Raw genomic sequence first — 20,854 nt, forward strand, 5'->3', positions numbered from 1 at the left:
GCTCATAATATCAAATTACGATCGTACTTCAATAATGGCGGCGGCCTTCTCTGGACACATGAGCGTGAGGTACGGGACGGATTGAGCGGCCAGTCAGAAGAAGACGGCCCTCTGAGCGTAGGTCAGCAACGGGCCTTAATCAGACATCAGGTATGAAAGCACATCGGATGCGTGCCCCTGCGGCCGTGAAGCAAGGTCCCGCACCGGTCAGCCTAAGTGGGAACTGCCTCCATGACCTGGAAGTGCGAGCCTGCGCGAGCTGTGCCGCGCATCTCAAATCCGGCCGTTCGACATAGCGCGGAATACTCGTCGTAGCTCCGTTCAAGCGCCCCGAGCATGACGAGCATGTTGAGGTCACTGAACTTCGAGATCGGCCCCTCGTTCGGGGGCTCTACCACACGTTCAATGAGGAGTAATCTGGCATCAGCCGTCATAGCGCGGCGGCAGGCCTTCAGGATAGCGATCGCTTCGTTATCGTCCCAATCGTGGATAATCGCTCGCATAACATAGGCGTCAGCCCCCTCCGGGATGGTTTCAAAGAAACTGCCTCCGACGATTTCGCATCTGTCAGCGACACCATGTTGGTTCAAAACTTCGGCGGCCTTGCCAACCACGTGCGGCTGGTCGAACAGCGTTCCGCGCAGGCCCTTGTTTGCGGCGAGAATTCCCGCCAGCAGTTGGCCTTCACCTCCCCCGATATCCGCGACGTGACGAAAGCTGCTGAAATCGCAGGCGGCGATAATAGCTTCGATGGCGCCGCGAGAATTGGCCGTCATGGCTCGGTTGAAGATCGCGTTCTCATTTGGACGGGTGCTGCGATACTCCCATACGCTCTGACCATTGAGATGCCGAAAGGCACTCTCGCCGGTGCGGACGCTGTGTTCAAGATGGCCCCAGGCCTGCCAAGCATAAGGTCGGCCGACATATGCAGCCCAGCCGTCGAGTGGGGTCGGCGAGTCGGAACGAAGACACTCGCCCATCGAGGTGAGCGAGAACGTGTTGTTCTCGGCCTCATGGAAAACACCGACTGAAGCCAGCGCCCGCAGGAGCCGATAAAGTGTCCTCGGATGCGATCCGCTGAGCTGAGCCAGTTCGTTGCTGCTTAGGGGCCCGCGACTAAGGCGGTCCGCTATGCCAAGCCGGGCCGCCACGTGAATGGACTGCGAAACCTGATAACCGTTAATCAGCCGCGTAAGGTCCGACAAAGCATTTACGGCCATGGTCTCATCTCCTTCCGTTGCCAAGCACACATTAAAGATGCATCGAGTGCGGGCTTTTCGTTGTGGTGCGCACGCTGTATCACAACGAAGGCGCATCAGATTCGAGCCCCGCTTCGGGTCACAAGCCGGCAGTTGGTCAGGCAGGCAAATCGAAGATGTCGCCAAGACCACCATCAAACCGGTCGACCCAAAGATGTATCCCAGTGGCAGCATCGAGGAGCTGTCCCGTGATGCGCACTCGGTTTGTCGTTTTGCGAACGCTCCCTTCCAACACGTAGCGCACCCCGAAGCTCGCGCCCGACCTGCTTCACGTCGACGGCGCGCCCCCCGTATGTGAAACTCGAATTGCGGGCGATAACGAACAACGCCTTGAAACGAGAGATCATCGGACACGCTACGGCCGTTCCAGACGACTCTAATGAGATCGTCTTTGCCGACCACGCGCTCCCTGTTCCGGATCAGGTAATCAAGTAAATCGAATACCTTTGGCCCGACGGAGACGACGTCCGCTCCGCGATGCAGCTCGCGCCGATCGGTGTCGATTGCGTTCTCGAACATGTAGCGCAATTGCCATTCCCTCGGTTCGAGGCTCTAGCATCGGTTGTGCGCCGCAAAGAATAAGCCGCCGGTGAGGAAAATGTAAACCGAATGTCAAGCGTCCTCTCTCCTGCCTTGGCACCCTCGTTCGGAAATAACCAGGAGATGGCGCGGTGAGCACGACCTATGACCTAACAGGATTGGGCAGACCGGATCAACGTGGCGCGCCTCCAGCTTCTTCAAGAGATATTGGGTGCGTTTGTGGAACGGCGCAAACGTCAGAGATTACGAGCCGCGTTGCTCGACTTAAGTGACAGGGAGCTAATGGATATCGGGACGACGCGCGGTGAGATTGACTACGTCGCCTCGCACCGCTCTGTCGATCCACGAGGCATCCGGTCCAGGTCCAATGAGTCCCTGATGTTCGGTACGACAAACGCCTCGCGGCAGGCACGCCGCCCGTCTGCCGTCAGATCGTCACGCGGCTGCCGTCGAAACGCGTGAAGGAGAAGCCGTCGAACGGCTCGCGAAGGGTAGCGCGCTCGTCCCGCAACATGCAGATAGCCACTTCCTCACCGATCGCCATTGAGGCGGAGGCGTCGGAACGCCAGTGGATGCCCGCCCAATTCCGTCCGAAACCGAAATTCACGGCGAGCTTGTTCAACTCTCCGCCGACCGTGAGCGGTGAGCCGTCATAGGGCACGAGTCTTGTCGGGTCAGCCGGATCGGGCTGCACGGGATTGGCGATAACGCGGCTCTCGTCGAAGAACGCCTTCAATATGGTAGCCGTGACGGCCCCAACGCTCGTGGCCCCGCCGGGATAGGTGGAGTGGAAGGGCGCGCCCTCCGGATAGGTTTGCGACAACAGGTAAGTGCCGTATTTGGCCTTGCTGCGAGCGAGGGCTTCCGATTTCAGGAAATCATCATGCAGCGGGTAGTCGCTCACGCCATTGGCGAGGCGATGGTGCGCCAGAGCGCCGTAGGCTTCCGGTCGCACAGCCCGATGCACGAAATACTTCTGCCAATAAGACGCGCGGACGGAGTTACTGATCCCCGTGGCGAGCAGTGCCTGCACGTGTTGCAACCCGAAGGTGGCACCCGCAGGGACCTGGGTTTTCGATTTCCGATACGGGTTCGAGGGATAGGACACGGGCTCTGCCGGCGGATAGATCCCGGAGTAGCGTTTGTCCGCCCCACCACCGGGTGTCGCAAGGATCAATGCTGCCGCCCACCCAAGTGCAGGACCCGTGTGGATATACTCTGCGAGATCTCTTCCTGTCGTGATGTATCGCGGTGTCGCGTCGAACTGCAACTGGCGCTTCGGTGCGGCGCCGTTCTGGATCGCCAGCCACTCCTCGTATTCGGTCAGGAATTCATTGGAGGGCGACACGGTACGAATTTGAGCACTGATCCACTGTGAGGCATAGGGCGCGTCCCTGAGCAGGAACTGCGAGATCAGCGGACCGTCCAAAACGCCTGGAGGCGTGACGGAGCGGCCCTTCGGGTCGCTTGCATCGAAATAAAGCGCATTGGCGCGGAACAGTGTGCCGGGCGTGACCCGCCCACCGGACTTCGGCCCTCGGAAATCGGCAAGCTTGCTGAGTTCCTCGGTTGCTGCGATCACGTCGCGATTGGAGGTGTCGTCGCGCAACTCGGTCATCGGAACATCACGAAGCAGGGCTTGCCAATAGACCTCGACCGCCTCGCCGGCGCGCTCCGCACTTGCAAGGGCCGGCGTCGGCGGTATCGCAATCTGAGTAGGGTTTATGCCGCTGAGACTGACGGCCAGTGTGCCCAAGGGATTGACCAGCTTGCGAGTGCCGCCGAGCCGGATTTTCTCGAAATCCGCGGGCTCGCCCGACTGGCAAGCGGCATAAAGCGTTTGCCATGCCTCTGGTTCAACTTCGCCGCGCTTGTCGTGCGGCAGGCCCCGCGAATCGGAACCGATCTTGTTTGTGTAGCGCGCCTCATCGCCATTCGTCGGATGGGGCGCGATCGGAATTTTCTCGTTGTTGCCCGCACAGACCCCGCGGACCTCGAAGGCGCGACTCTTGAACGCTGCGTCGAGCGGTCGCGGGTCCGCGCTCACAGGCTGCGCCAGCGCCGGGGCGAACCCGGACATGCTCGGCGGAGACGCAAGCACGGCGGCGCCAACCGCAATGCCGGTCCCGCCAAGCAGCGAGCGGCGAGTGATCGCGGTCGACGAGCCCGGCGACGCCAGGCAGGATTCAGTTGGAACGGTGAAATGATCAGCCATGGAGGCCTCCTCCCTCGCGGGAAAATGTCGGCAGGATTGCGCCGGAGCCGTCCGATTACTTGCATGCTGCAGTCGAAATCGTCTCACCAGGAGGACACTGAGGAGATTGACGCAGATCAATGGTGAGTCGAGCAGACCAATTGTGCACCGGCGGGGACCACCGCTGTCCGCAGTGCCTTTGAACAACGCAAGTGCCCACTGGAGCAACGCCTGTGGGTCAACCGCGTCGATTTGGCCGCATCGCCGCCATGTCCGGTCTGATCCCAATTGCCGATGTGCCGGACGCGTTGTCGATCTTCGCCTTAGGGCTAGAGCCGGGCTTGTCTCAAACCGCGCGTCGCTTCGCGATTGTGGCAAGCGCTGCGGCCGGGGACAAGCCACGATCATGGCTGGCAGCCAGGATTGCGGGAGCGTTCTCTTTTGCCCGCCGTCGGCGTTTGATTGCGACCGGCGGGAGGACGGGCGATGCGGGGATCCCTCGGGGAGAAGATCAACCAGGGCGGCACGGCGGACATCCACGCCTGGGCGCCAGGTCAGGTCGTAAAACTGTTCAGGGAAGGTTTCCCCCCGCGCCTCGGCCAGCGAGAGGCGCGGATGACCCAGACAGTCTTTGCCGCCGGCTTGCCTGCGCCGGAGGTGTTCGGCGAGGTGACGCTCGACGGACGCTTCGGCATCGTGCTCGGCCGCCTCGACGGGCCGACACTGCTGCAGGTCACGCGCAGCGGCGCCGTGACGTTCGCTCAGGCGGGTGCAATCCTTGCGTCCCTCGGCCTGTGCGTTCACAGGATGTCGCCGCCGCCGGAGGCCTTCCATCTGCGCGGCTGGATGGACAGCGCCCTCAGGCGCGCGGGCGACATCGTGCCCAAGCACATCGCCTCCGGCATCCTCGCGCTGATCGACCGCCTGCAGCAGCCGGGGGACGGGCTGTGCCATGGCGACATCCATCCTAACAACGTGATCATGACGGCGGACGGTCCGCGGCTGATCGACTGGACATTTGCGATCCGTGCGCCTGCGGCCCTCGATCATGGGCTCACTCACATCGGCCTGACCGAGCTTGCCCTCGACGTCACCGACAATCCGCAGCGGCCGCTTGCGGTCAATGCAGCCGCGCAATCCGAATACGCGCGGCTGTCCGGCAAGCCGGTCGCGGCGCTGAGGCAAGCGATGGAGCCCTGGCTGCCGATCGCGATCGTCCGCTACTTCCTTATTATGGGCGGGCCGACAAGCGAGCGATGGCGGCGGATGATGCAGCGCGCCGAAGCGGCCCTGCGCTCGCTGGCCTGACTCCTTCCAGCGCGCGCGACCGTCGATGCGGCTGCGCGGTGTTGGCTTCGGGTCAGACGGCATCAGACTCCAAGACAGCACCGTTTTGACGTTCCCCGCGAGCTCGAATGCGACGAGCCGCTGAACCGGAAGATCGGCCGATACAGACACGCTGCCGGCCTTAAGAGTTCGCTATTGAATTGACTGCTTCCACAATGGCAGCCGGGTCTGCGTGTGTGACCATATGTCCGGCATTGGGCACAAGGTGAAGATCGGACCGAGGCAGCGCTTTATGTAAATCTCGCGCTTGTTTGAATTCGATCACCTGGTCCTCTACTCCGTGGAATATTCGCACCTGGTGGCCCAAGGTCGAATAATGGGCTTGGAATTGTGCTGCGGTTGAAATTAGGAGTGCACTTTCCTCTGCGGCCGCCCTCAACTGTGTGGGCCTGAGAACCAGAGATGCTGGAAATCCATCCTTGAACGCCAGCGGTACAGACCGGGGCGCGAAGATTTTGCGGAGAGCACCCGGCAACACGGCCCACGAAATGATGGGCGCGACAGTGTAGCTGACCAAGTCGCCCAAGACCGGTATGGCTGGACCTGACATCAACCACACGTCCAATCGGCCGGTCGGGAAGTAGTAGCCGGACGCAAGCACAAGGCCCCGGATCGGATAATCCTTCCGCACGCCGAGAGCGATAGCGACCAAGGCGCCCCAAGAATGTCCCAGCACCACAGGATCGCCGATCCCGAGTTGCTCGAGCGCCTTCACCAACAGAGCCGCTTGAGCTGCTGCGCTCCATACTCGGAGCCGCGGCCGCTGACTATAGCCAAAGCCCGGACGGTCGAAGCAGACCACGCGATTGCTGCGGGCAAGAAGATCGACCATCCCACTGATTATGAAGTCCTGGATCATGGATCCGTTGCCATGGAGCAGCACGACGCAAGGAGCCGCGGGATCGCCCCGATCGATATAGTGGAGTCTTACGCGGTCGCATTCGATAAACTTGCCAATAGGTGGATTCCGTCGCTCCGCCAGTTTGGAGAAGCCGATGTTACCGATGACGAGAATTGCCAATAACAAGGCAGCGATGAGCAGTAAGGTTTCAGCGGTGGTCATTACTGAGCCTGGAGATATAGGGCCAAAAACATCTGCCCCTCAGCGCGGAGCAGACGGGCCAACCAAGGAATAATTGGAAGTTGAAGCGCTCGTTCCTGCGCGCAATGGAGGAGGATTGATTAAAAGATCGCCCGCCCCCGGAACGGTCCGGAAATGCCCACGTTTGCTCGCTAAGGATCGTACCTGTGACGGAGGGCACAGGATCCGACCTCACCAACAATAATGATGGAGCAACGAATGGCCAATCCACGCCAAGAGGAAAAGTCCACCCAACGCCCTGAGGACACAATCCGCCGCGCCGGCGAGAGGACCGCTGAGCAGACCAGACGGATCGGCTTGGCTACCGCCGAGGCCGGAGAGGAGGTGTCGCAAGCCAGCGGCCATCTCCTGCGACAAAATACCGAGATGTTGCAAAACGCTTGGCGCTTCGGCGTCGACATGGCCGCGGCAATGATGGGCCGCTCGACTGATCAGCTAGGTCGCACATTCGGTTTGACCGGCAATGAAGCGCAGCGGGCAGCGGAACGCTCGGTCCGCAATGCCGAAGCAATCATGTACTCTACGACCGCAGTCGCCAAAGGAATGAACGGTGCGTCGCGCGAGTACTTCGATTTCATTCGACAGCAGACCGAGAGGACCATGGACCGCATGAATGAACTCTTGCGCTGCCGAACTCCCCACGATTGGGCGGCTGTGCAAACCGATCTGATGCGCGAAACGATCAGCAGCGCCTTGGATACCAGCCGCCGGATCTCGGACTTGTCCCTGAAGATGGCCGACGATGCGGGAAATCATATAACTCAAAGCATCGAACGCATGCGGCAGGCTGCTTAGGCGCGGCTACGCAATCATGGCGCAAGTGCGCGGCGGACTCTCAGCCGCGCTTGTACCTGTGACGCCCGCGAAACGGATCCAAATGCCTGGCCTGCAGCGCATGCGGCGCAGCGCGCGCACCTCAGGGTGACGGTGACAGATATGAGCGCGCGCTGCATCAACCTCGTCATTGCGAGCCACCGGGTCCGCGCAAAGCGCGGCCCGATGACAGGCTCCGCGAAGCAATCCAGAGTCTTTCCGCCGAGACAGTCTGGATTGCTTCGTCGCAAGGGCTCCTCGCAATGACGACATCCGGGCCCGCGCTATCGCTCGGTGCAAGGCATGGGACACAGCACGATCATCCCAATTGAGCTTGCCTCGCGCGCTGGCGCCATTCGCTGACGGTGAGCCAGACGGCGGAGACCAGGAAGTAGACCGCGCCAACGGCAGCATAGCCTGTGACGGTCGCGATCGACGGCACCGCGGGTGTCGAGGCTTGAAAGAAGCCGCCGGCCAGCGCCGACTGGCCGCCGCTGAGCACCATGGCCCATTGCGCGCCAAAACTCTTCCAGCGACGGATTGCCGTCCCGAGCTGGAGCAATCCGGACAGGATCGCCCAGGCTCCGAACACCGCGAGCACAACGTTCATGCTCATCTGCAGGGCGACGAGGACCGCGACTGACGTCGCGAGGCTGACCAGAACGTTGAGTGCCTGCGTGCGGTTTTGTTTCAAGCCGCCGCTGCGGAGCGCGTCCACGACATTCGCCGCCGCATCCCATGCGGGATAGAGGACGAGCAAGACGCCTGCGATCACAGACGACGGCCCGATGGCAAACGCGGCAACGACCCAGGCGACGGAGAACGCCGCCCGGATGAAGTAGTATTGCTTCAGCCATCGCTCGCGATCGGCACGAACGAGATCCTGTTGATGATACGTCACTGCACCCCTCCTTTACCTACTAGTTGGTAGTTTTCATACGCAGCAAATCACTCCCGTCCCCCAGCTCGCCTGCGGGCGTGTCGTCTCGCCGATATTTTCAGTGCCTGGTGGACAGCCGGTCCAACAGCGGGCTGGTGATCACGCCGAACATTTTTGGATCGCCATAAGCGCGCGCCGACAGCATCGCACCGTGAATGGTTGCCATGAATCCTTCAGCTTCGACCTTGGCTGAGCTGGAGAGGTGAAGCCGCCCCTTCCGCTTGCCGCGCTCCATCACCGAGGTGAGCCAGGACGCCAGCGCGCGAAAATGCGCACGGACTTCGAGCGCCACCTCCTCCGGCAGGATCGGAAGCTCGCTGGCGAGCAGCGCACAGACGCAGAATGGCGCCGTCGCATCGGTGATGCACGCCTCCCAATACCCGACGTAGCTTTTGAGCTGGTCACGCGGATCAGGGACATTGCGCTCGAGGGCAGCCAGTCCCGCCTCCGCTTCTTCGCGATAACGCGACACGAGGGTGCGGACCAGATCGACCTTGCTGGCGAAATGATGGTGGATGCTCGGCTTGCGGATGCCGACGACGTCGGCGATGTCGGCATAGCTGAAGCCGTTATAGCCGCCCGCGATGATCAGGCTGCGCGCGCAGGCCAGGATGTCGTCGGCGGTCGAGGAAACATTGGTCATGGCGGATCAACTACCTTCCAGTTGGTAGACAGTCAACCGACCCCGCTTCAATGATCCGTGAATGACGGGACCCCGCGTGACCGTTCGGCCGATCGGCCGCCACCAGACAGAGGCGTCAATGCGACAGCATGCAACGTGTTGGTGCGTCAGGCGGCGCGCTTCACCCGCCGCCCTTGCCGCCCACAAGCATCTCGACGATCGCCTTGAAAGTGACGAAGACCGGTGAGGTCAATGCCGGCCCCAGAATGGCGAGGATACTCGTCACCGCAGCGGGAACGCCGAAGTCCAGCGTGTCCTGCTTTTGACCTGCTGCAGCCGGTGGCGTATCGAGACGATAACGCTTCACGTCCTGGTACCAGCCGGCCAGCGCAGGCGTCGCCGCGGCGAACAGGGCTATCGTTCCGGTCATGCCGAGGTGACTGGTCAGGGCATTTGCCAAAGGCCTTAGAGCATCAGCTTGCGGCGCGACGATCAGACCGAGCGGCCAATCCATCACCACCTTGCTCGCGAGCGTCGCAACCACCAGGATGGCCGAGCTGAGCATGATCATCCGCTGAAGATTTGACTTTCGCTCCTCGAGACTTGCGAGTGAGGGCTTCTCCTCGGGGCCGGAAAGCACCGCGAACGCCAGTAGCGCGACACCGACGGCCAGGAGTCCGACGAATGTGTTGACATCGATGATCAGCCTAATGGCGTCGCTGACCTTGAAGGAGGCCGCGTTCTTGTAAGCAGCGAACAGCGGATCGAAGACGCCGGCGTTCTCATCTGCCCGATCCAGCAGGACCTTGAGGAACGTCTGGCCCGCGTTGGCATAAGCCGTCGGAGCTTTCGTCACTCCCCACGCGAGAATGAGGGAAAGCCCAAGTCCCACGAAAAACAACGTCCTGCTGCGGCGGAAAACGATCGCTCCACCCAGCAGCAGGGTCGCTGCGCTGACCAGGTACAGCAGACCGCTCACCGCCGCGTAATTGTATCGCGCCGTCAGCGTATCGGAAATCTGCCTCGACTGGGCGATCGTCCGATCCGCATCCCGGCTCCGCTCCGCCTTCTCGATCTCGGCCTTGGCGGCCGCCTCGGCGGTCTGCGCGCTCTCGACCGCGGCCCTCGCATCCTTCTGCTTGTCGTCGGCAGCACCCGCCGCCAGCCGATCCAACGCCCCCTGCTTCTCGCTCAGCGTCTTTTGCTTCTCGGCTAGGGTGGCCTTCAGCTTGTCGATTTTTGCAACGGACTCGGCGTCAGGATTTGGGAGGACGAAACTGACGACAGCCTTGTCAGCCAGCAGAGGCATGAGACTGTCGGCAACCTGATTGGGCGCCAGATAGCCCAGCAACAATGGTCCAACCACACAGCAGATCGCCAAGGCGTACTTGGTCACGGCATCCAGCCCCAGCCGCAACTGGTCTTCCCAGCTGGTCGAATCGACTACGCTCATGTTCTTCCCCCAAAAAACCAGGTGCAAAAATGAAGAAAAGTGTATCCCGTGTCCGTCCATGAAAATTCCGGACACAACTCAAGGTTATGACAGAGCAATCATGCACACAATGACGAACTGTGTCTGGCCGCCTCCGGAATCGCCAGTCATCACTTCCGGGGCCCGCCCGCACCCGCCGGTCCGGGCATGACCATCCGCCCCATCATCCGCTACCCCGACCGCCGCCTCGCAATGCCGGCCCGCCCCGTCACCGCCTTCGACGGGAGCCTGCGCGAGCTTGCGGCAGACCTGCTGGACACAATGCGCGCCGCGCCCGGCATCGGCATCACGGCGCCGCATGTCGGCGTGCCCTTGCGCGTCGTCGTGCTCGAGCTTGACGCGAAGGACGGCGCGCGGACCTACGTCAATCCCGAGATCACATGGGCTTCGGCCGAGATGATCATGCACCGCGAGGGCAGCGTCTCGATGCCCGGCGTCAACGACGAGGTGCAGCGCCACGCCCGCATGCGCATCAGCTATCAGGATCTCGACGGCAATCTGCAGACCGAAGAGTCCGAAGCCTTGCGCGCCGTCTGCCATCAGCACGAGATCGACCAGCTCGACGGCCTGTTCTGGATCCAGCGGCTGTCGCGGCTGAAGCGGGATCGGCTGGTGAAGAAGTTCGAGAAGATGTCGCGGGGGGCGTAGGGTGGATTAGCGAGAGCGTAATCCACCAACTTGAGCGCGGCGCGACGAAAGAATGGTGGATTACGCCGGCGGACTGCGCTTTGCGCGGCCTTCGGCTAATCTACCATACGCTAGCGTCTGTCTATCGAACGGTTTCGATGCCGGCTAGGATGAGGTCGACACCGGCAAGGAATTGAGCGCGGTCGTCGTGGTCGCGCAACTGCGTCGCCATCTGTCGCACGAACGGATATCGCGCGGGATCGAGCGCCGCCCACTGGTCCGCGACGGATGCAAGGAAGGCCGATCGATCGGTATCGGGGGCATGAACGCGGGCGTTCGCGGCATTCTGTCCGGCAACACCGAGGATATAGTGCAAGAGCGCAGACGCGGAGTCGAACTGCGCGATGTGGGGCACGCCGAGCGCCTCGAGCCGGCCGCCGATGCTTTCGATGATCGCCAGCATCGCGGGCCGCCACGGCTCGCGGAAGAGCTGCGCGCCTACCCAGGGATGGACATCGATCGCGTCGAAAACGCCGAGGGCGACGGCGCGGATCGCCTCGCGCGGCGTCAGGTCACCGACCACGTCCGACATGACGCGGGCGACGACCTCGTCGGTCGCAGCGGCCAACAGCTCGTTCTTGTCGGCGACGCGCCAGTAGATCGCGCCGCTTCCTGTCGCAAGACGCGCCGCGAGCGCGCGGACGGTCAAAGCGGCCTCGCCGCCGCTGTCCAAAATCTCGATCGCGGCGGTGATGATCCGCTCGCGGGAGAGTGCATCGGTGCGCCGTTCGGCGCGCTGAATCTTCGTGGGGGTTTTGATCGCCATCCGCGTCATCTTGACATGAATGGAACGATGTTCCAATAGACTGGAACGATGTTCCATTGCACAAGAAAAGGGGTTCCCGATGACACCACCAGTCACAATCATCGGTGCAGGCCTCGGCGGCCTCACCCTCGCCCGTGTCCTCCACCTCAAGGGTATCCCCGCCATCGTCTATGAGGCGGAGGCCTCAGCAGAAGCGCGGACGCAGGGCGGGCTGCTCGACATCCATGACGACAGCGGACAGCTCGCCCTGAAGGCCGCAGGCCTGTTCGATGAATTCGTCGGGCTGATCCACGAAGGCGGCCAGGCTTCGCGCGTGCTCGACCGGCACGCCAACGTGCTGCTCGACGAGCCCGATAACGGCACCGGCGGACGGCCCGAAGTGCAACGGGGCGCCCTGCGCCGCACGCTGCTGGACTCGCTGGCCACCGGGACGGTCCAATGGGCCAAGAAGCTCGCGAGCGTCGCAGCGCGCGGCAACGGGCAGCATGAGCTGACATTCGCCGACGGCAGCAGCGTGGATACAGAGCTGCTCGTCGGCGCCGATGGCGCCTGGTCCAAGGTGCGGCCGCTGTTGTCGAGCGCGACACCAGACTATGTCGGCACGTCGTTCATCGAGACCTATCTGCGCGATGCCGATGCAGAGCACGCTGCGTCAGCCGAGGCCGTCGGTGGCGGCGCAATGTTTGCAAACGCACCTGGCAAGGGCATCTTCGCGCACCGCGAGCCAGACGGCGTGCTCCACGCCTACATCGCACTGAACCGTTCTGCCGAATGGATCGCTGCCGTCGACTTCAGCGACGTCCCCGCAGCGGCCGCGCGCATCGCAGCCGAGTTCGGCGGCTGGGCGCCCGCCCTCACCGCGCTGATCACCGACGCCGATACGCCACCGGTCCTGCGCATGATCCACACACTGCCGAACGGTCATCGCTGGGACCGTGTCGCCGGGGTGACGCTGCTCGGCGATGCCGCGCACCTGATGCCGCCGGCCGGCGACGGCGCGAACCTCGCAATGCTCGACGGCGCCGAGCTCGGCAAGACCATCGCCGCGCGCCCCGACGACATCGAATCGGCGCTCGCGATCTACGAGGATGCGATGTTCTCCCGCAGCGGACTAGCCGCCGTGGGCGCGCACGGGATGCTGGAGCTTTGCCTCGGCGAGCGTGCGCCGTTCAGCCTGGTGGAGTTCTTCACCGGCATGCGGCAGCCGGCGTGGGACTTGTAGGGTCGGTTAGCCCTGCAGATGCGCACAGCGCATCTGCTCGGCGTAACCCACCTCTTCAGCTTCCGCGGAGACAAAAGAGGTGGATTACGCCGGCGGACTGCGCTTCGCGCAGCCTTCGGCTAATCCACCCTACGCACCTTTCACGCCCTCTTCCCGCCCCGCTTGGTGATCGGCGCGTTGCGGCGCTCCCGTTTGCCGCGCGCGATCTCGGTTGCCAGCGCGTCGAGCTTCGGCTCCCAGAATGTCCTGAACCGGCCGATCCACGCGTCCACCGCCCGAAGCCCGGCGACGTCGACCGAATAGAGGCGCCTTTGCGCCTCCGCCCGAACCGTTGCAAAGCCGCTCTCGCGCAGCACCTTGAGGTGCTGCGACACGGCCGCCTGGGTGATCCCGAACTCGGCTCCGATCACCTCGACGACCTCGCCGGACGCCATCTCCCCCGGCGCAAGCAGCTCGAGGATGCGACGGCGCACGGGGTCGGCAAGGACTTCGAAGACGTGCATCAGCTTCCCGTGCCCGGATGTGCGATGTCGGGCGGCATCTCGCCGCGATAGAACGCGATGGTGCGATCTGATCGCTGCTTGGCCGTAGCCGGGTCCACCCCGCTTGCGACGTGCGCCGCGCGCCAATATTCGCCGCTCATCGTCATGAAGTCCTTGCCCTCAGGCGAGCCCATCCATGCCTCGGCCGTCTCGTGGTCGACCGATGCTCCGGTTGCAACATATCGCTCGAGTCCCGCAAGCGCGAGGTCCCAGCCGATACCCACCGCGCCCGGACCGAACTGATTCCAATGATCCTCGATGATCGCGGTGTGCTCAAGCGTCAAACGCGCCCGGCTTCGTTCTGCTGCCAGCTTGACGTCGATCCAGCTGACCGCGCCGCCGAATTCCCACGTCGCCGCGAAATGGGTCGGCGGCGTGCACGCCGTGATGGTGCCGCCCGCGTTGCCCTTGAGCTGGTAGCGTCCGCCGAGCTGGAGGTCTCCCTCGACCGGCAGGAACCAGCGCGGAATGCGCTGCGGGCTGGTGACCGCGTCCCAGAGATCGTCGACGCTCGTGTCGTAGAGCCGCGCCAGCGTCACCGTACTGGCCGCTTTTCCATCCTTCTCGAAATTCGTCACCGAACGCGTGACAAGCCCCAGGACCCTGGCGACGTCGATCTCCATCTGCGCTTCTCCCTGTCGCTTCATGCGAGGCACCGAATATCGATCACCACTAATATAAGTCAATCCTTATATTATACCACGCTGCTGCGTCAAACCGCCTCGCGAGCCGACGCGAACCAAACACCTGTCCAGGCGTCTATCGGTGCCTCATCCCGCCAAACCCGCCTAAACGGAAGGAACCCATGAAACTTCGCAAATTCGCCATCGCCGATGCTTCGCTCGAACGCTCGCCGGGACAGGACGGCGATATCTTCGCCAGCAATATGGTCGACCAGCGTCACGGCGGACCGGTCACGATCGGCTACGGTCGCTACGCGCCGAACCAGACTCTGGACGAGACGATGAGAGTCGACGACGTCATGATTGTCCTGGAGGGGAAGCTCTCGGTCACGAGCGATGGCAGCACCGTCACCGCCGGTCCCGGCGAGATCGTCTACATGCCGAAGGGCGAGACGGTCACCATCCGCTCGCACGAGCAAGGCGCCGTCACGGCCTACGTCACCTACCCGCACTGGCAGGAGGCGTATGAGTGAGGCGCCTGTCCGAGCGCGCTATTTCAGCGGCAAGAACAGCTCCGCGACCGTCTCGTGCTCCGGCACCTCCGGAAAGAAGCTCAGCCGCTGGCAATAGATCGGGAAGTCGCGGGCCTCCTCGCCGCTGGCAGGAAGCCAGTCGCGATAGAGGTAGAGCGCGGCGGGCTCCAGATTGTCGGTGTAGCCGACCACGCGCAGCACGGCGCAGCGACCGCCGGGGATCTCGCCGGCCTTGATCCTTTCGCCATTCGCCGCGATCGGCTGGTCGGTGCCGACGCAGAGGTCCACGCTGTAATCTGCGGGCGTCAATGGGCGCCGCTCGGAGCGCCAGACGTTGAAGGTCGGGCTCGTGCTGGGGTGCAGGCCGGCTTTCCTGCGCCAGGCAATGAAGCGCTGGATGGTGGCGGGAAGGTTTGCCGGGTCGCCGCGATGCTCCATGATCGCCACCTTCGTGGTGGGCACATCGCGGATGGTCACGTCGTCGGTCGTAAACGTCTTCTGCATGAGCTTGCTCCTCGCGATATCGAGAGGCCCGAAGGCCGCAAGCCACGGTTCCCAGTCCGGCGATTTCCGGAACGACGACGGCGATTGCCCGAACCGTTGCCGAAAGGCGCGGGCGAAGGCATCCGGTGCGTCGTAGCCGGCCTCCATCGCGATGTCGGTGACATCAAGGGCGTCACTGTAGGCCAGCTGACGCGACGCGCGCTTCATGCGGGCGAGCTGGACATAGCGATGCACTGATAGACCGAAGGTCGCCGTGAACTGCCGGTGGAAATGGAATTTCGAGAAGGCTGCGACAGCGCTCAAGCGTTCCAGGTCCAGATCATCGTCGAGATGCCGGTCGATATGCTCCAGCACCCGCCGCATCCGCCCCTGATAGTTTGGCAGCGCCGCCTTCATGGTCCCTCCTCCGTGGCGGCTGCAGTTTGCGGCAGACGGCCGTGGTTCGCTCGACCGATCTTGCGGTTTGGCCGCAACCTCCCTACCCGCCCGCTACCAACTGCTTCGCCAGCGCCATGTAGGCCGGCAGCGTCACGGGATCGTTGGCGGCGTTGCCCGCGACGGGGTGCGAGGCGTAGCGCGCGATCACCATCTCGGCTTTGGGATCGACATAGATGCCCTGGCCGTAGACGCCGCGCGCCATGTAGGCGCCGTGCGCATTGTGCGTGACCCACCATTGATTGCGGTAGGAGGCCCCTGGCAGCGTCGTATAGCCGGCCGGCTTGAACTTTTCGGGATCGCCGCCGCGCGCGATGTCCTCGACAACTTGTGACGGCACGATCTGGCGGCCGTTGAAGCGGCCGTGATTGCGCATGGTCTCGCCGAAGCGGGCGAGATCGCGCAACGTGGTGGAGAGGCCGCCACCGCCGCTCTCGGTGCCGATGCGGTCGACGTGATAATGCGCGTCCTCCTCCGCGCCCATCGGCTGCCAGATGCGCTCGGAGAGCAGATCGGACAGCGTCATGCCGCTGGCGCGCCTGATGATCCAGGCGAGCACGTCGGTGTTGACGGTTTTGTAGGCGAAGGCCTTCCCGTGCTCGCCCTGCTTCTTCTGCGCGACGAGGAAATCGAAAATATTGGTCGGGCCGTCATAGTCGGGCGGGATCGGCGCCATGCCGTTGGCGCGCCTGAGGCCCCAGACATGCGAGTTCTTGTCGGTGTAGACTTCGGTGTATTCGAGCCCCGTGGTCATATCCATGACCTCATGCACGCGTGCGTCGCCGAAGGCGCCGGCCTTCAGCTCCGGTACATAGTCCGTGACCGGCGCCTGCGGATCGATCCTGCCCCCGGTGACCAGAATGCCCGCGAGCACGCCGGTAAACGACTTCGTCACCGACATCGCGATATGCGGCTTGTGCGGCTTCAAGGCGCCGAAGTAGCGCTCGTAGATCAGCCTGCCCCGATGCAGCACCGCGATGCCGTCGGTGTAGGTCTCCTCCAGCATGTTTGCGAAGGTCATGGGGCGGCCGTCCATCGTCGTCGAGGCGACCGCGCCGATGTCACGGTCCTCGCGCGGCAACACCGATGCGGGCCCTGCCCCACGCCAGACATTCACGGTCGGCACCAGCTGGCGGACATTGCTCCAGGCCCAGCGCAGCTCGGGGAAGCTGCGGAACGAGCCGTTCTGGAAGCTGATGGTGCGATCCGGCGCCGGCGGAAAACCCTTCATCCAGCCGAATGTTTCAGGATCGGTCTCGGTCGCGGTGGCGGTGGCGGGCGCTTGAGTCGCAGCAGGCATGAACACGGGCTCCGGTGAGGATGCCGATGTCGTAGCATCGGATGAAATGACGGACATCCAGCATTTGTGCTGGGCACCTGCGCGGATCATGATCGCGGCAGACCTCTAAAGGGGTCGAGCACAGAAATGCCCAGAGGCGCAAAGTGCCTGGCGTTGCGCGACAGGATTGTCAGCCCGTGCTGACGGGCGGTGGCGGCAATGATGATGTCGGCAAGTCCAGGCGCATGCCCCTGCCCACGTGCCCTGTCCGATAGCTGCCCAGCGATCCGCGCCGTCGGCGTATCGAGCCCCAAAACACGATCCCCGTACAGGTGCAGCACGGCTTCCAACCATTGGGCAAGGTCTCTGCTCCTGCGCGTGGCCTTCTCACGTCGCAGCTTGGCTATCCCGTCCTCGATCTCCGCAATCGTCACGACAGACAGAAACAGGTATGCGGATTGCGCATCCATCCATTCGACGAGCGCGGGAGACACCGGGCGGTTCGGCGAGGACGCCGACAGTACATTGGTGTCGACGAGATACACGGCGTCAGAAGCCGGCTTTGCGCAATTTGGAACGATTCCGCGCCGGCAGGTCCTCTGCTTGCACGGGAGCCGCCATGAGCAGGCGCCCGAAGCTCGGAACCTGCGACAGTCGCCGCCACTCCTGATAGCTCAACACGACCGCTTGCTTCTTGCCGTGACGCGTGATCACGGCTGGCTTGCCATCGATCGCCTCATCCACGACCGCCGAGAGATTGGCCTTGGCATCACGAAGCTGAATTTCGCGCATGGTTCTACCTATATGACTACTGTAGTCTTAATAGGAAACGGGCCAAAGTTCAAGATAACCCGACTGCACTTCCCTTGGGGTGCTTTCCTGCGCGGCCTTTGCTTCGTTTCCCGATGGATGATTCTTGACTAGACGAAGATAATAGACTGCAAGCCCCAATGTGGTCGCAGGCGTCAAACGCGACGAGATTGACGCATAGTTCGACTGGGGCCAATGCAAGCCGCGCCGATCTTCCGACCAAACCTTATAGTCTTCGGACTCCAGCACCTGCTCCAAATCAGGTGCCATCGCGTCCTCGACTCCGAATGCCTTCATCGCATCCAGTATTTTTTCATCTTCCCTTCTCGACCAGCTCTGCGCCCGCGCCCACTCGTAGAATATTTCGGGAATGTTTGTATTTGGCATGCGATCATGACATTCACGGCACAACAAGAACAGATTTGACACGTCATCGCTGCCGCCAAGTGAGCGCCCTACGATGTGACAACGTTGGAGGGGGATGCGGTCCCAACATCGGAGAATTTGGTCCCAGCTCGCGTCGGAACGTTTGACGTCGTATTTGAACCCGTAGTGAAATCTGCAGGCCCAACAAGCGGGCTCGCCCCAATAAATCGGCCGCACCAATCCTTCAATGCGATCCTTCCAGAACTCGAATATCCGGGCTCTCGACGGAAGTTGGTCGTCGTATCGCGCTCTTGCCATAGCAATCCTCCGGCATGCGATGAACGTCGGTCGATAGGCCGCGAACATAGCGACGGAGAAAGCGACGGCCATGCTTACGACGACTTGGTCGTAGCCGCGGCCGTCGCCTATGACACCGACTGTTGGGCCAGAGGGCCAGCGAGGCCGCCCTACCCCTTTCGCCCCGTGCGCTTCTTGGCCTTCGTCGCACGTTTGCGTCCCGGAGCCGCTGCTCGCGCCGGTCCGCGTGGCGTGCGGCCGCCGCTGTCGGCAGTGAGCTCGGGACGGAGCCTGGCGAGCTTGGCACGGTCGGGCAGCAGGTCGGCAAAGCCGGCGAGCACGCTTGGCGTGGGCGCCCCGTCACCGGCGTCCATCGCTGCGGGCGCCTCGGTCTGGCTCAGGGCCTGCAGCCGCCGGCACGCTTCACCGAGATGATAGGCATCGCCGCCGAGCGCCACCCATTTGCCGACCTCGGGATGCAGCACGAGATTGGCCGAATGGTTGTCGGCTGAGCTGGTCGGATAATCGACGAACACGTCGATGCCCGACTGCACGCCCACCATCACGCCCTGGGCCGACCACGACACGGCGACCTCGACGCGGTAGCGGCCCGGCTTCTCGAACGCAAAACCGGACGTGCTCCAAAACACCTTCGCCGAGGCCGTCACGCTCTTGCCGGGCTCGAGCTCAGCCACCTTCGCGTGCTCGCACAGGATCACGAAGGGCCGCACGGGGCGCTCGTGCCCTTCCCCGTCGGTGACGGTAATCGCTGCGAACAGGGCCTCGATGCTGACGTCGTTCGGCGCGCGCAGCGACACGCCGCTGGTGTTCGTCATCGTCCAGGTCAGGTCCAGCGGCTGGCCGAGCGCGACGCGGTCGGTTGCGGCCGTCACCGTCAGCGCCAGCTCGGAAGGTTCGAAATCGTGCCGGTCGGCGGCCTGCGGCGCGCCGGTCGGGAACCAGCTTGCGAACGGCCATCCGCCCGGACGGATGACGGGATCGGGCATGTGATTGAGGTGATGCCGGACGTTGGTGTTGTGCGCGAGCTTGATCTGGTCGGGGAACACGCCCGGCGCACCGGTCGCGGGACCGCCGAGCACGTCCGCGACGCTCGGCGTCGTGGTCATGATCGAGTTGTCGGCCGCCGTCTCCTGCTCCTGATGGATCTGGTTCAGCGTGTGCGTCAGCTCGTGGGTCGCGCTGCGCAGGAACGCACGCGGCACGTCGCGCTGCTTCTTGTTGGCGGCGAGGCCGAAGTTCGAGGAGTCCGAGACGGGATAGCCGTCGTCGGAGAAGCTGGCGCAGCCTTCGCGGGGCACGCCGATCGTATCGTACATGATGCCGCGCGAGCAGCCGAGCTTGGCGGGCACGACGATCATGTGCACGCGCCATTCGGTGTCGAGGTTCGTCGCCGGGTTGCGCACACTCGTCATCAGCGCGTGCAGATCCGCCGAGCTCCAGCAATTGGTCGGCACCACGCCTGCCGGCACCGGAACGTTTTGCTGGTCCTGCACGACCGTCAGCTGCCAGCCGGTCTTCGCAAAGACCGTGTCGAAGAACTCCGTGCCGCCCGCTCCATCTGGCACGGGTGCGGGCCGCACGGCGCCGGCCAGCGTGTCGATTTCCAGCTTGCAGCGGCGGAAGAATTTCGACACCCAGGCGAGCGTGACGCTGCCCTTGTCCACGCCGCCCTCGAACAGCCGGCCCTGGTAGAACGGCCCGCCGGTCAGGGAGAACGGAAACGGCGCCGGCATCTTCGAAAGCTTCATCGTCACGGTGCGCGACGGCGTCGACGGAAACGTGCCCTTGAACTGGCCGGCCGGCGGCTGCGTGTAATTGAACTGCTCGGCGACGATTGTCAGCTCGCACTTCTTCGGCACCGGAACCGCGACCGGCGCGGACACGCTGGTCACCCTGAGATAGGAATGATAGCGCGCGCGGGGAAATATGGGGATCCTCGGCCGCAGGATCGGAGACGGAATGACGGGTTCGTCGACCGCGCTGAGCGAACCGGCGAGGCTCGTCAGCCCCGAGGCCGCCGCTGCTTCATCTTCGTCCTTGTTACCCACAGGCGGCACCGGCGGGATCGGGATCGACGGGATCGGCGGTAGCGGCGGGATCGGCGGCTTGATCACCGGCAGGCGCGAGTAGAGATCGCCGCTGACGATCAGATGGTCCGCGCCGCCGTCGGGCGCAGATCGATCGACGCGCAGCGTGCCTTCGAACGACACCAGGCTCGCCGTCGGCCTGAAATTGATCTGGTAGCAGCCTTCGCGGAAGTCGAGCCTGCAGAGCCTGAACGGCGGAATGGGCTGCAGGTCGGTCGGGGCCGCATGATCGCCGGCATCGTCGTCAAAACTGATCTGGCGCGACAGGGGAACGCGCGGCTTCATGGCCGGCGCGACCGAAGCCGCGGTCATCTTCGAAAGGCTTCCGCTCGATTCATGCTCTGAGCAATTGCACATGTCGTAATCTCCTCGT

21 protein-coding genes and 2 pseudogenes are annotated in these 20,854 nt (G+C 63.2%); 6 read left to right on the forward strand and 17 right to left on the reverse strand.

Annotated elements, in window-relative coordinates:
* Positions 1-212: 212 nt before the first annotated feature.
* Together N2603_RS25765 and N2603_RS25770 are read right to left on the reverse strand one after the other, a co-directional pair.
* Positions 213-1,220 carry an acetylserotonin O-methyltransferase gene (locus N2603_RS25765; RefSeq protein WP_260384335.1) on the reverse strand — a complete coding sequence of 336 codons (1,008 nt, stop codon included), beginning with the start codon at positions 1,218-1,220 and terminating at the stop codon, positions 213-215.
* A gap of 145 nt (positions 1,221-1,365) precedes the next feature.
* Positions 1,366-1,787, reverse strand: a pseudogene (locus N2603_RS25770) (winged helix-turn-helix domain-containing protein); the annotation flags it as partial.
* 231 nt (positions 1,788-2,018) lie between these two features.
* Here N2603_RS25770 and N2603_RS25775 point away from each other — a divergent pair.
* Complete coding sequence (locus N2603_RS25775) at positions 2,019-2,261, forward strand: YjiS-like domain-containing protein (RefSeq protein ID WP_260424254.1); 243 nt, start codon at positions 2,019-2,021, stop codon at positions 2,259-2,261.
* Here the strand turns inward: N2603_RS25775 and N2603_RS25780 are convergent.
* Positions 2,227-4,014 carry a vanadium-dependent haloperoxidase gene (locus N2603_RS25780; RefSeq protein ID WP_260384336.1) on the reverse strand — a complete coding sequence of 596 codons (1,788 nt, stop codon included), beginning with the start codon at positions 4,012-4,014 and terminating at the stop codon, positions 2,227-2,229. The two genes, N2603_RS25775 and N2603_RS25780, sit on opposite strands and share 35 nt — an antisense overlap.
* A 465-nt stretch (positions 4,015-4,479) precedes the next feature.
* Here N2603_RS25780 and N2603_RS25785 point away from each other — a divergent pair, with 465 nt between their 5' ends.
* Complete coding sequence (locus N2603_RS25785; RefSeq protein WP_260384337.1) at positions 4,480-5,301, forward strand: phosphotransferase; 822 nt, start codon at positions 4,480-4,482, stop codon at positions 5,299-5,301.
* Between the two features lie 160 nt (positions 5,302-5,461).
* Here the strand turns inward: N2603_RS25785 and N2603_RS25790 are convergent, their stop codons facing one another.
* A complete protein-coding gene (locus N2603_RS25790; protein WP_260384338.1) occupies positions 5,462-6,403 on the reverse strand; it encodes an alpha/beta fold hydrolase in 942 nt (313 codons plus the stop codon).
* Between the two features lie 237 nt (positions 6,404-6,640).
* On the opposite strand from N2603_RS25790, the gene N2603_RS25795 reads away from it, so the two are divergent.
* The gene (locus tag N2603_RS25795) at positions 6,641-7,237 is read left to right on the forward strand and encodes a phasin family protein (protein WP_260384339.1); all 597 of its coding nucleotides are present in this window, start codon (positions 6,641-6,643) and stop codon (positions 7,235-7,237) included.
* Positions 7,238-7,574: 337 nt separating this feature from the next.
* Here the strand turns inward: N2603_RS25795 and N2603_RS25800 are convergent, their stop codons facing one another.
* The 3 genes from N2603_RS25800 to N2603_RS25810 form a co-directional block, all read right to left on the reverse strand.
* The gene (locus tag N2603_RS25800; RefSeq protein ID WP_260384340.1) at positions 7,575-8,156 is read right to left on the reverse strand and encodes a DUF308 domain-containing protein; all 582 of its coding nucleotides are present in this window, start codon (positions 8,154-8,156) and stop codon (positions 7,575-7,577) included.
* 97 nt (positions 8,157-8,253) lie between these two features.
* Positions 8,254-8,838, reverse strand: a complete 585-nt coding sequence (locus tag N2603_RS25805) for a TetR/AcrR family transcriptional regulator (RefSeq protein WP_018645809.1) — start codon at positions 8,836-8,838, stop codon at positions 8,254-8,256.
* Between the two features lie 160 nt (positions 8,839-8,998).
* Positions 8,999-10,270 (reverse strand): hypothetical protein, encoded by a 1,272-nt coding sequence (locus tag N2603_RS25810; RefSeq protein ID WP_260384341.1) that lies wholly within the window; start codon positions 10,268-10,270, stop codon positions 8,999-9,001.
* A 186-nt stretch (positions 10,271-10,456) separates the two neighbouring features.
* Here N2603_RS25810 and N2603_RS25815 point away from each other — a divergent pair, with 186 nt between their 5' ends.
* Entirely contained in the window at positions 10,457-10,957 is a 501-nt protein-coding gene (locus N2603_RS25815) for a peptide deformylase (RefSeq protein WP_260384342.1), read from the forward strand.
* Between the two features lie 121 nt (positions 10,958-11,078).
* Here N2603_RS25815 and N2603_RS25820 read toward each other — a convergent pair whose 3' ends face one another.
* Positions 11,079-11,762 (reverse strand): TetR/AcrR family transcriptional regulator, encoded by a 684-nt coding sequence (locus tag N2603_RS25820; protein WP_311740514.1) that lies wholly within the window; start codon positions 11,760-11,762, stop codon positions 11,079-11,081.
* A gap of 79 nt (positions 11,763-11,841) precedes the next feature.
* Here N2603_RS25820 and N2603_RS25825 point away from each other — a divergent pair, with 79 nt between their 5' ends.
* Positions 11,842-12,984: an FAD-dependent oxidoreductase gene (locus tag N2603_RS25825; protein WP_260384343.1), complete on the forward strand. Its 1,143-nt coding sequence runs from the start codon at positions 11,842-11,844 to the stop codon at positions 12,982-12,984.
* A 140-nt stretch (positions 12,985-13,124) separates the two neighbouring features.
* Here the strand turns inward: N2603_RS25825 and N2603_RS25830 are convergent, their stop codons facing one another.
* Together N2603_RS25830 and N2603_RS25835 are read right to left on the reverse strand one after the other, a co-directional pair.
* Entirely contained in the window at positions 13,125-13,487 is a 363-nt protein-coding gene (locus N2603_RS25830) for an ArsR/SmtB family transcription factor (protein ID WP_260384344.1), read from the reverse strand.
* Entirely contained in the window at positions 13,487-14,149 is a 663-nt protein-coding gene (locus N2603_RS25835) for an SRPBCC family protein (protein ID WP_311741561.1), read from the reverse strand. The genes N2603_RS25830 and N2603_RS25835 overlap by 1 nt, the downstream gene beginning before the upstream one ends.
* Positions 14,150-14,331: 182 nt before the next feature.
* On the opposite strand from N2603_RS25835, the gene N2603_RS25840 reads away from it, so the two are divergent.
* Entirely contained in the window at positions 14,332-14,682 is a 351-nt protein-coding gene (locus N2603_RS25840; protein WP_260384346.1) for a cupin domain-containing protein, read from the forward strand.
* An 18-nt stretch (positions 14,683-14,700) separates the two neighbouring features.
* Here the strand turns inward: N2603_RS25840 and N2603_RS25845 are convergent, their stop codons facing one another.
* The 7 genes and pseudogenes from N2603_RS25845 to N2603_RS25870 form a co-directional block, all read right to left on the reverse strand.
* Positions 14,701-15,582: an AraC family transcriptional regulator gene (locus tag N2603_RS25845; RefSeq protein ID WP_260384347.1), complete on the reverse strand. Its 882-nt coding sequence runs from the start codon at positions 15,580-15,582 to the stop codon at positions 14,701-14,703.
* 82 nt (positions 15,583-15,664) lie between these two features.
* A complete protein-coding gene (locus tag N2603_RS25850) occupies positions 15,665-16,921 on the reverse strand; it encodes a serine hydrolase domain-containing protein (protein ID WP_260384348.1) in 1,257 nt (418 codons plus the stop codon).
* An 86-nt stretch (positions 16,922-17,007) separates the two neighbouring features.
* Positions 17,008-17,445, reverse strand: a complete 438-nt coding sequence (locus N2603_RS25855) for a type II toxin-antitoxin system VapC family toxin (RefSeq protein ID WP_260384349.1) — start codon at positions 17,443-17,445, stop codon at positions 17,008-17,010.
* A gap of 4 nt (positions 17,446-17,449) precedes the next feature.
* Positions 17,450-17,692 (reverse strand): type II toxin-antitoxin system Phd/YefM family antitoxin, encoded by a 243-nt coding sequence (locus N2603_RS25860; protein ID WP_018645800.1) that lies wholly within the window; start codon positions 17,690-17,692, stop codon positions 17,450-17,452.
* 27 nt (positions 17,693-17,719) lie between these two features.
* Complete coding sequence (locus tag N2603_RS25865; protein ID WP_260384350.1) at positions 17,720-18,139, reverse strand: hypothetical protein; 420 nt, start codon at positions 18,137-18,139, stop codon at positions 17,720-17,722.
* A pseudogene (locus tag N2603_RS44965) lies at positions 18,140-18,466 on the reverse strand (hypothetical protein); the annotation flags it as partial. It lies immediately after the preceding gene.
* A 77-nt stretch (positions 18,467-18,543) separates the two neighbouring features.
* On the reverse strand, positions 18,544-20,793 hold the full coding sequence (locus N2603_RS25870; protein ID WP_260384351.1) for a hypothetical protein: 2,250 nt from the start codon (positions 20,791-20,793) through the stop codon (positions 18,544-18,546).
* Between the last annotated feature and the right edge of the window lie 61 nt (positions 20,794-20,854).

Origin of the sequence: Bradyrhizobium huanghuaihaiense (assembly GCF_025200885.1) — a bacterium.
Classification (GTDB): Bacteria; Pseudomonadota; Alphaproteobacteria; order Rhizobiales; family Xanthobacteraceae; genus Bradyrhizobium; species Bradyrhizobium huanghuaihaiense.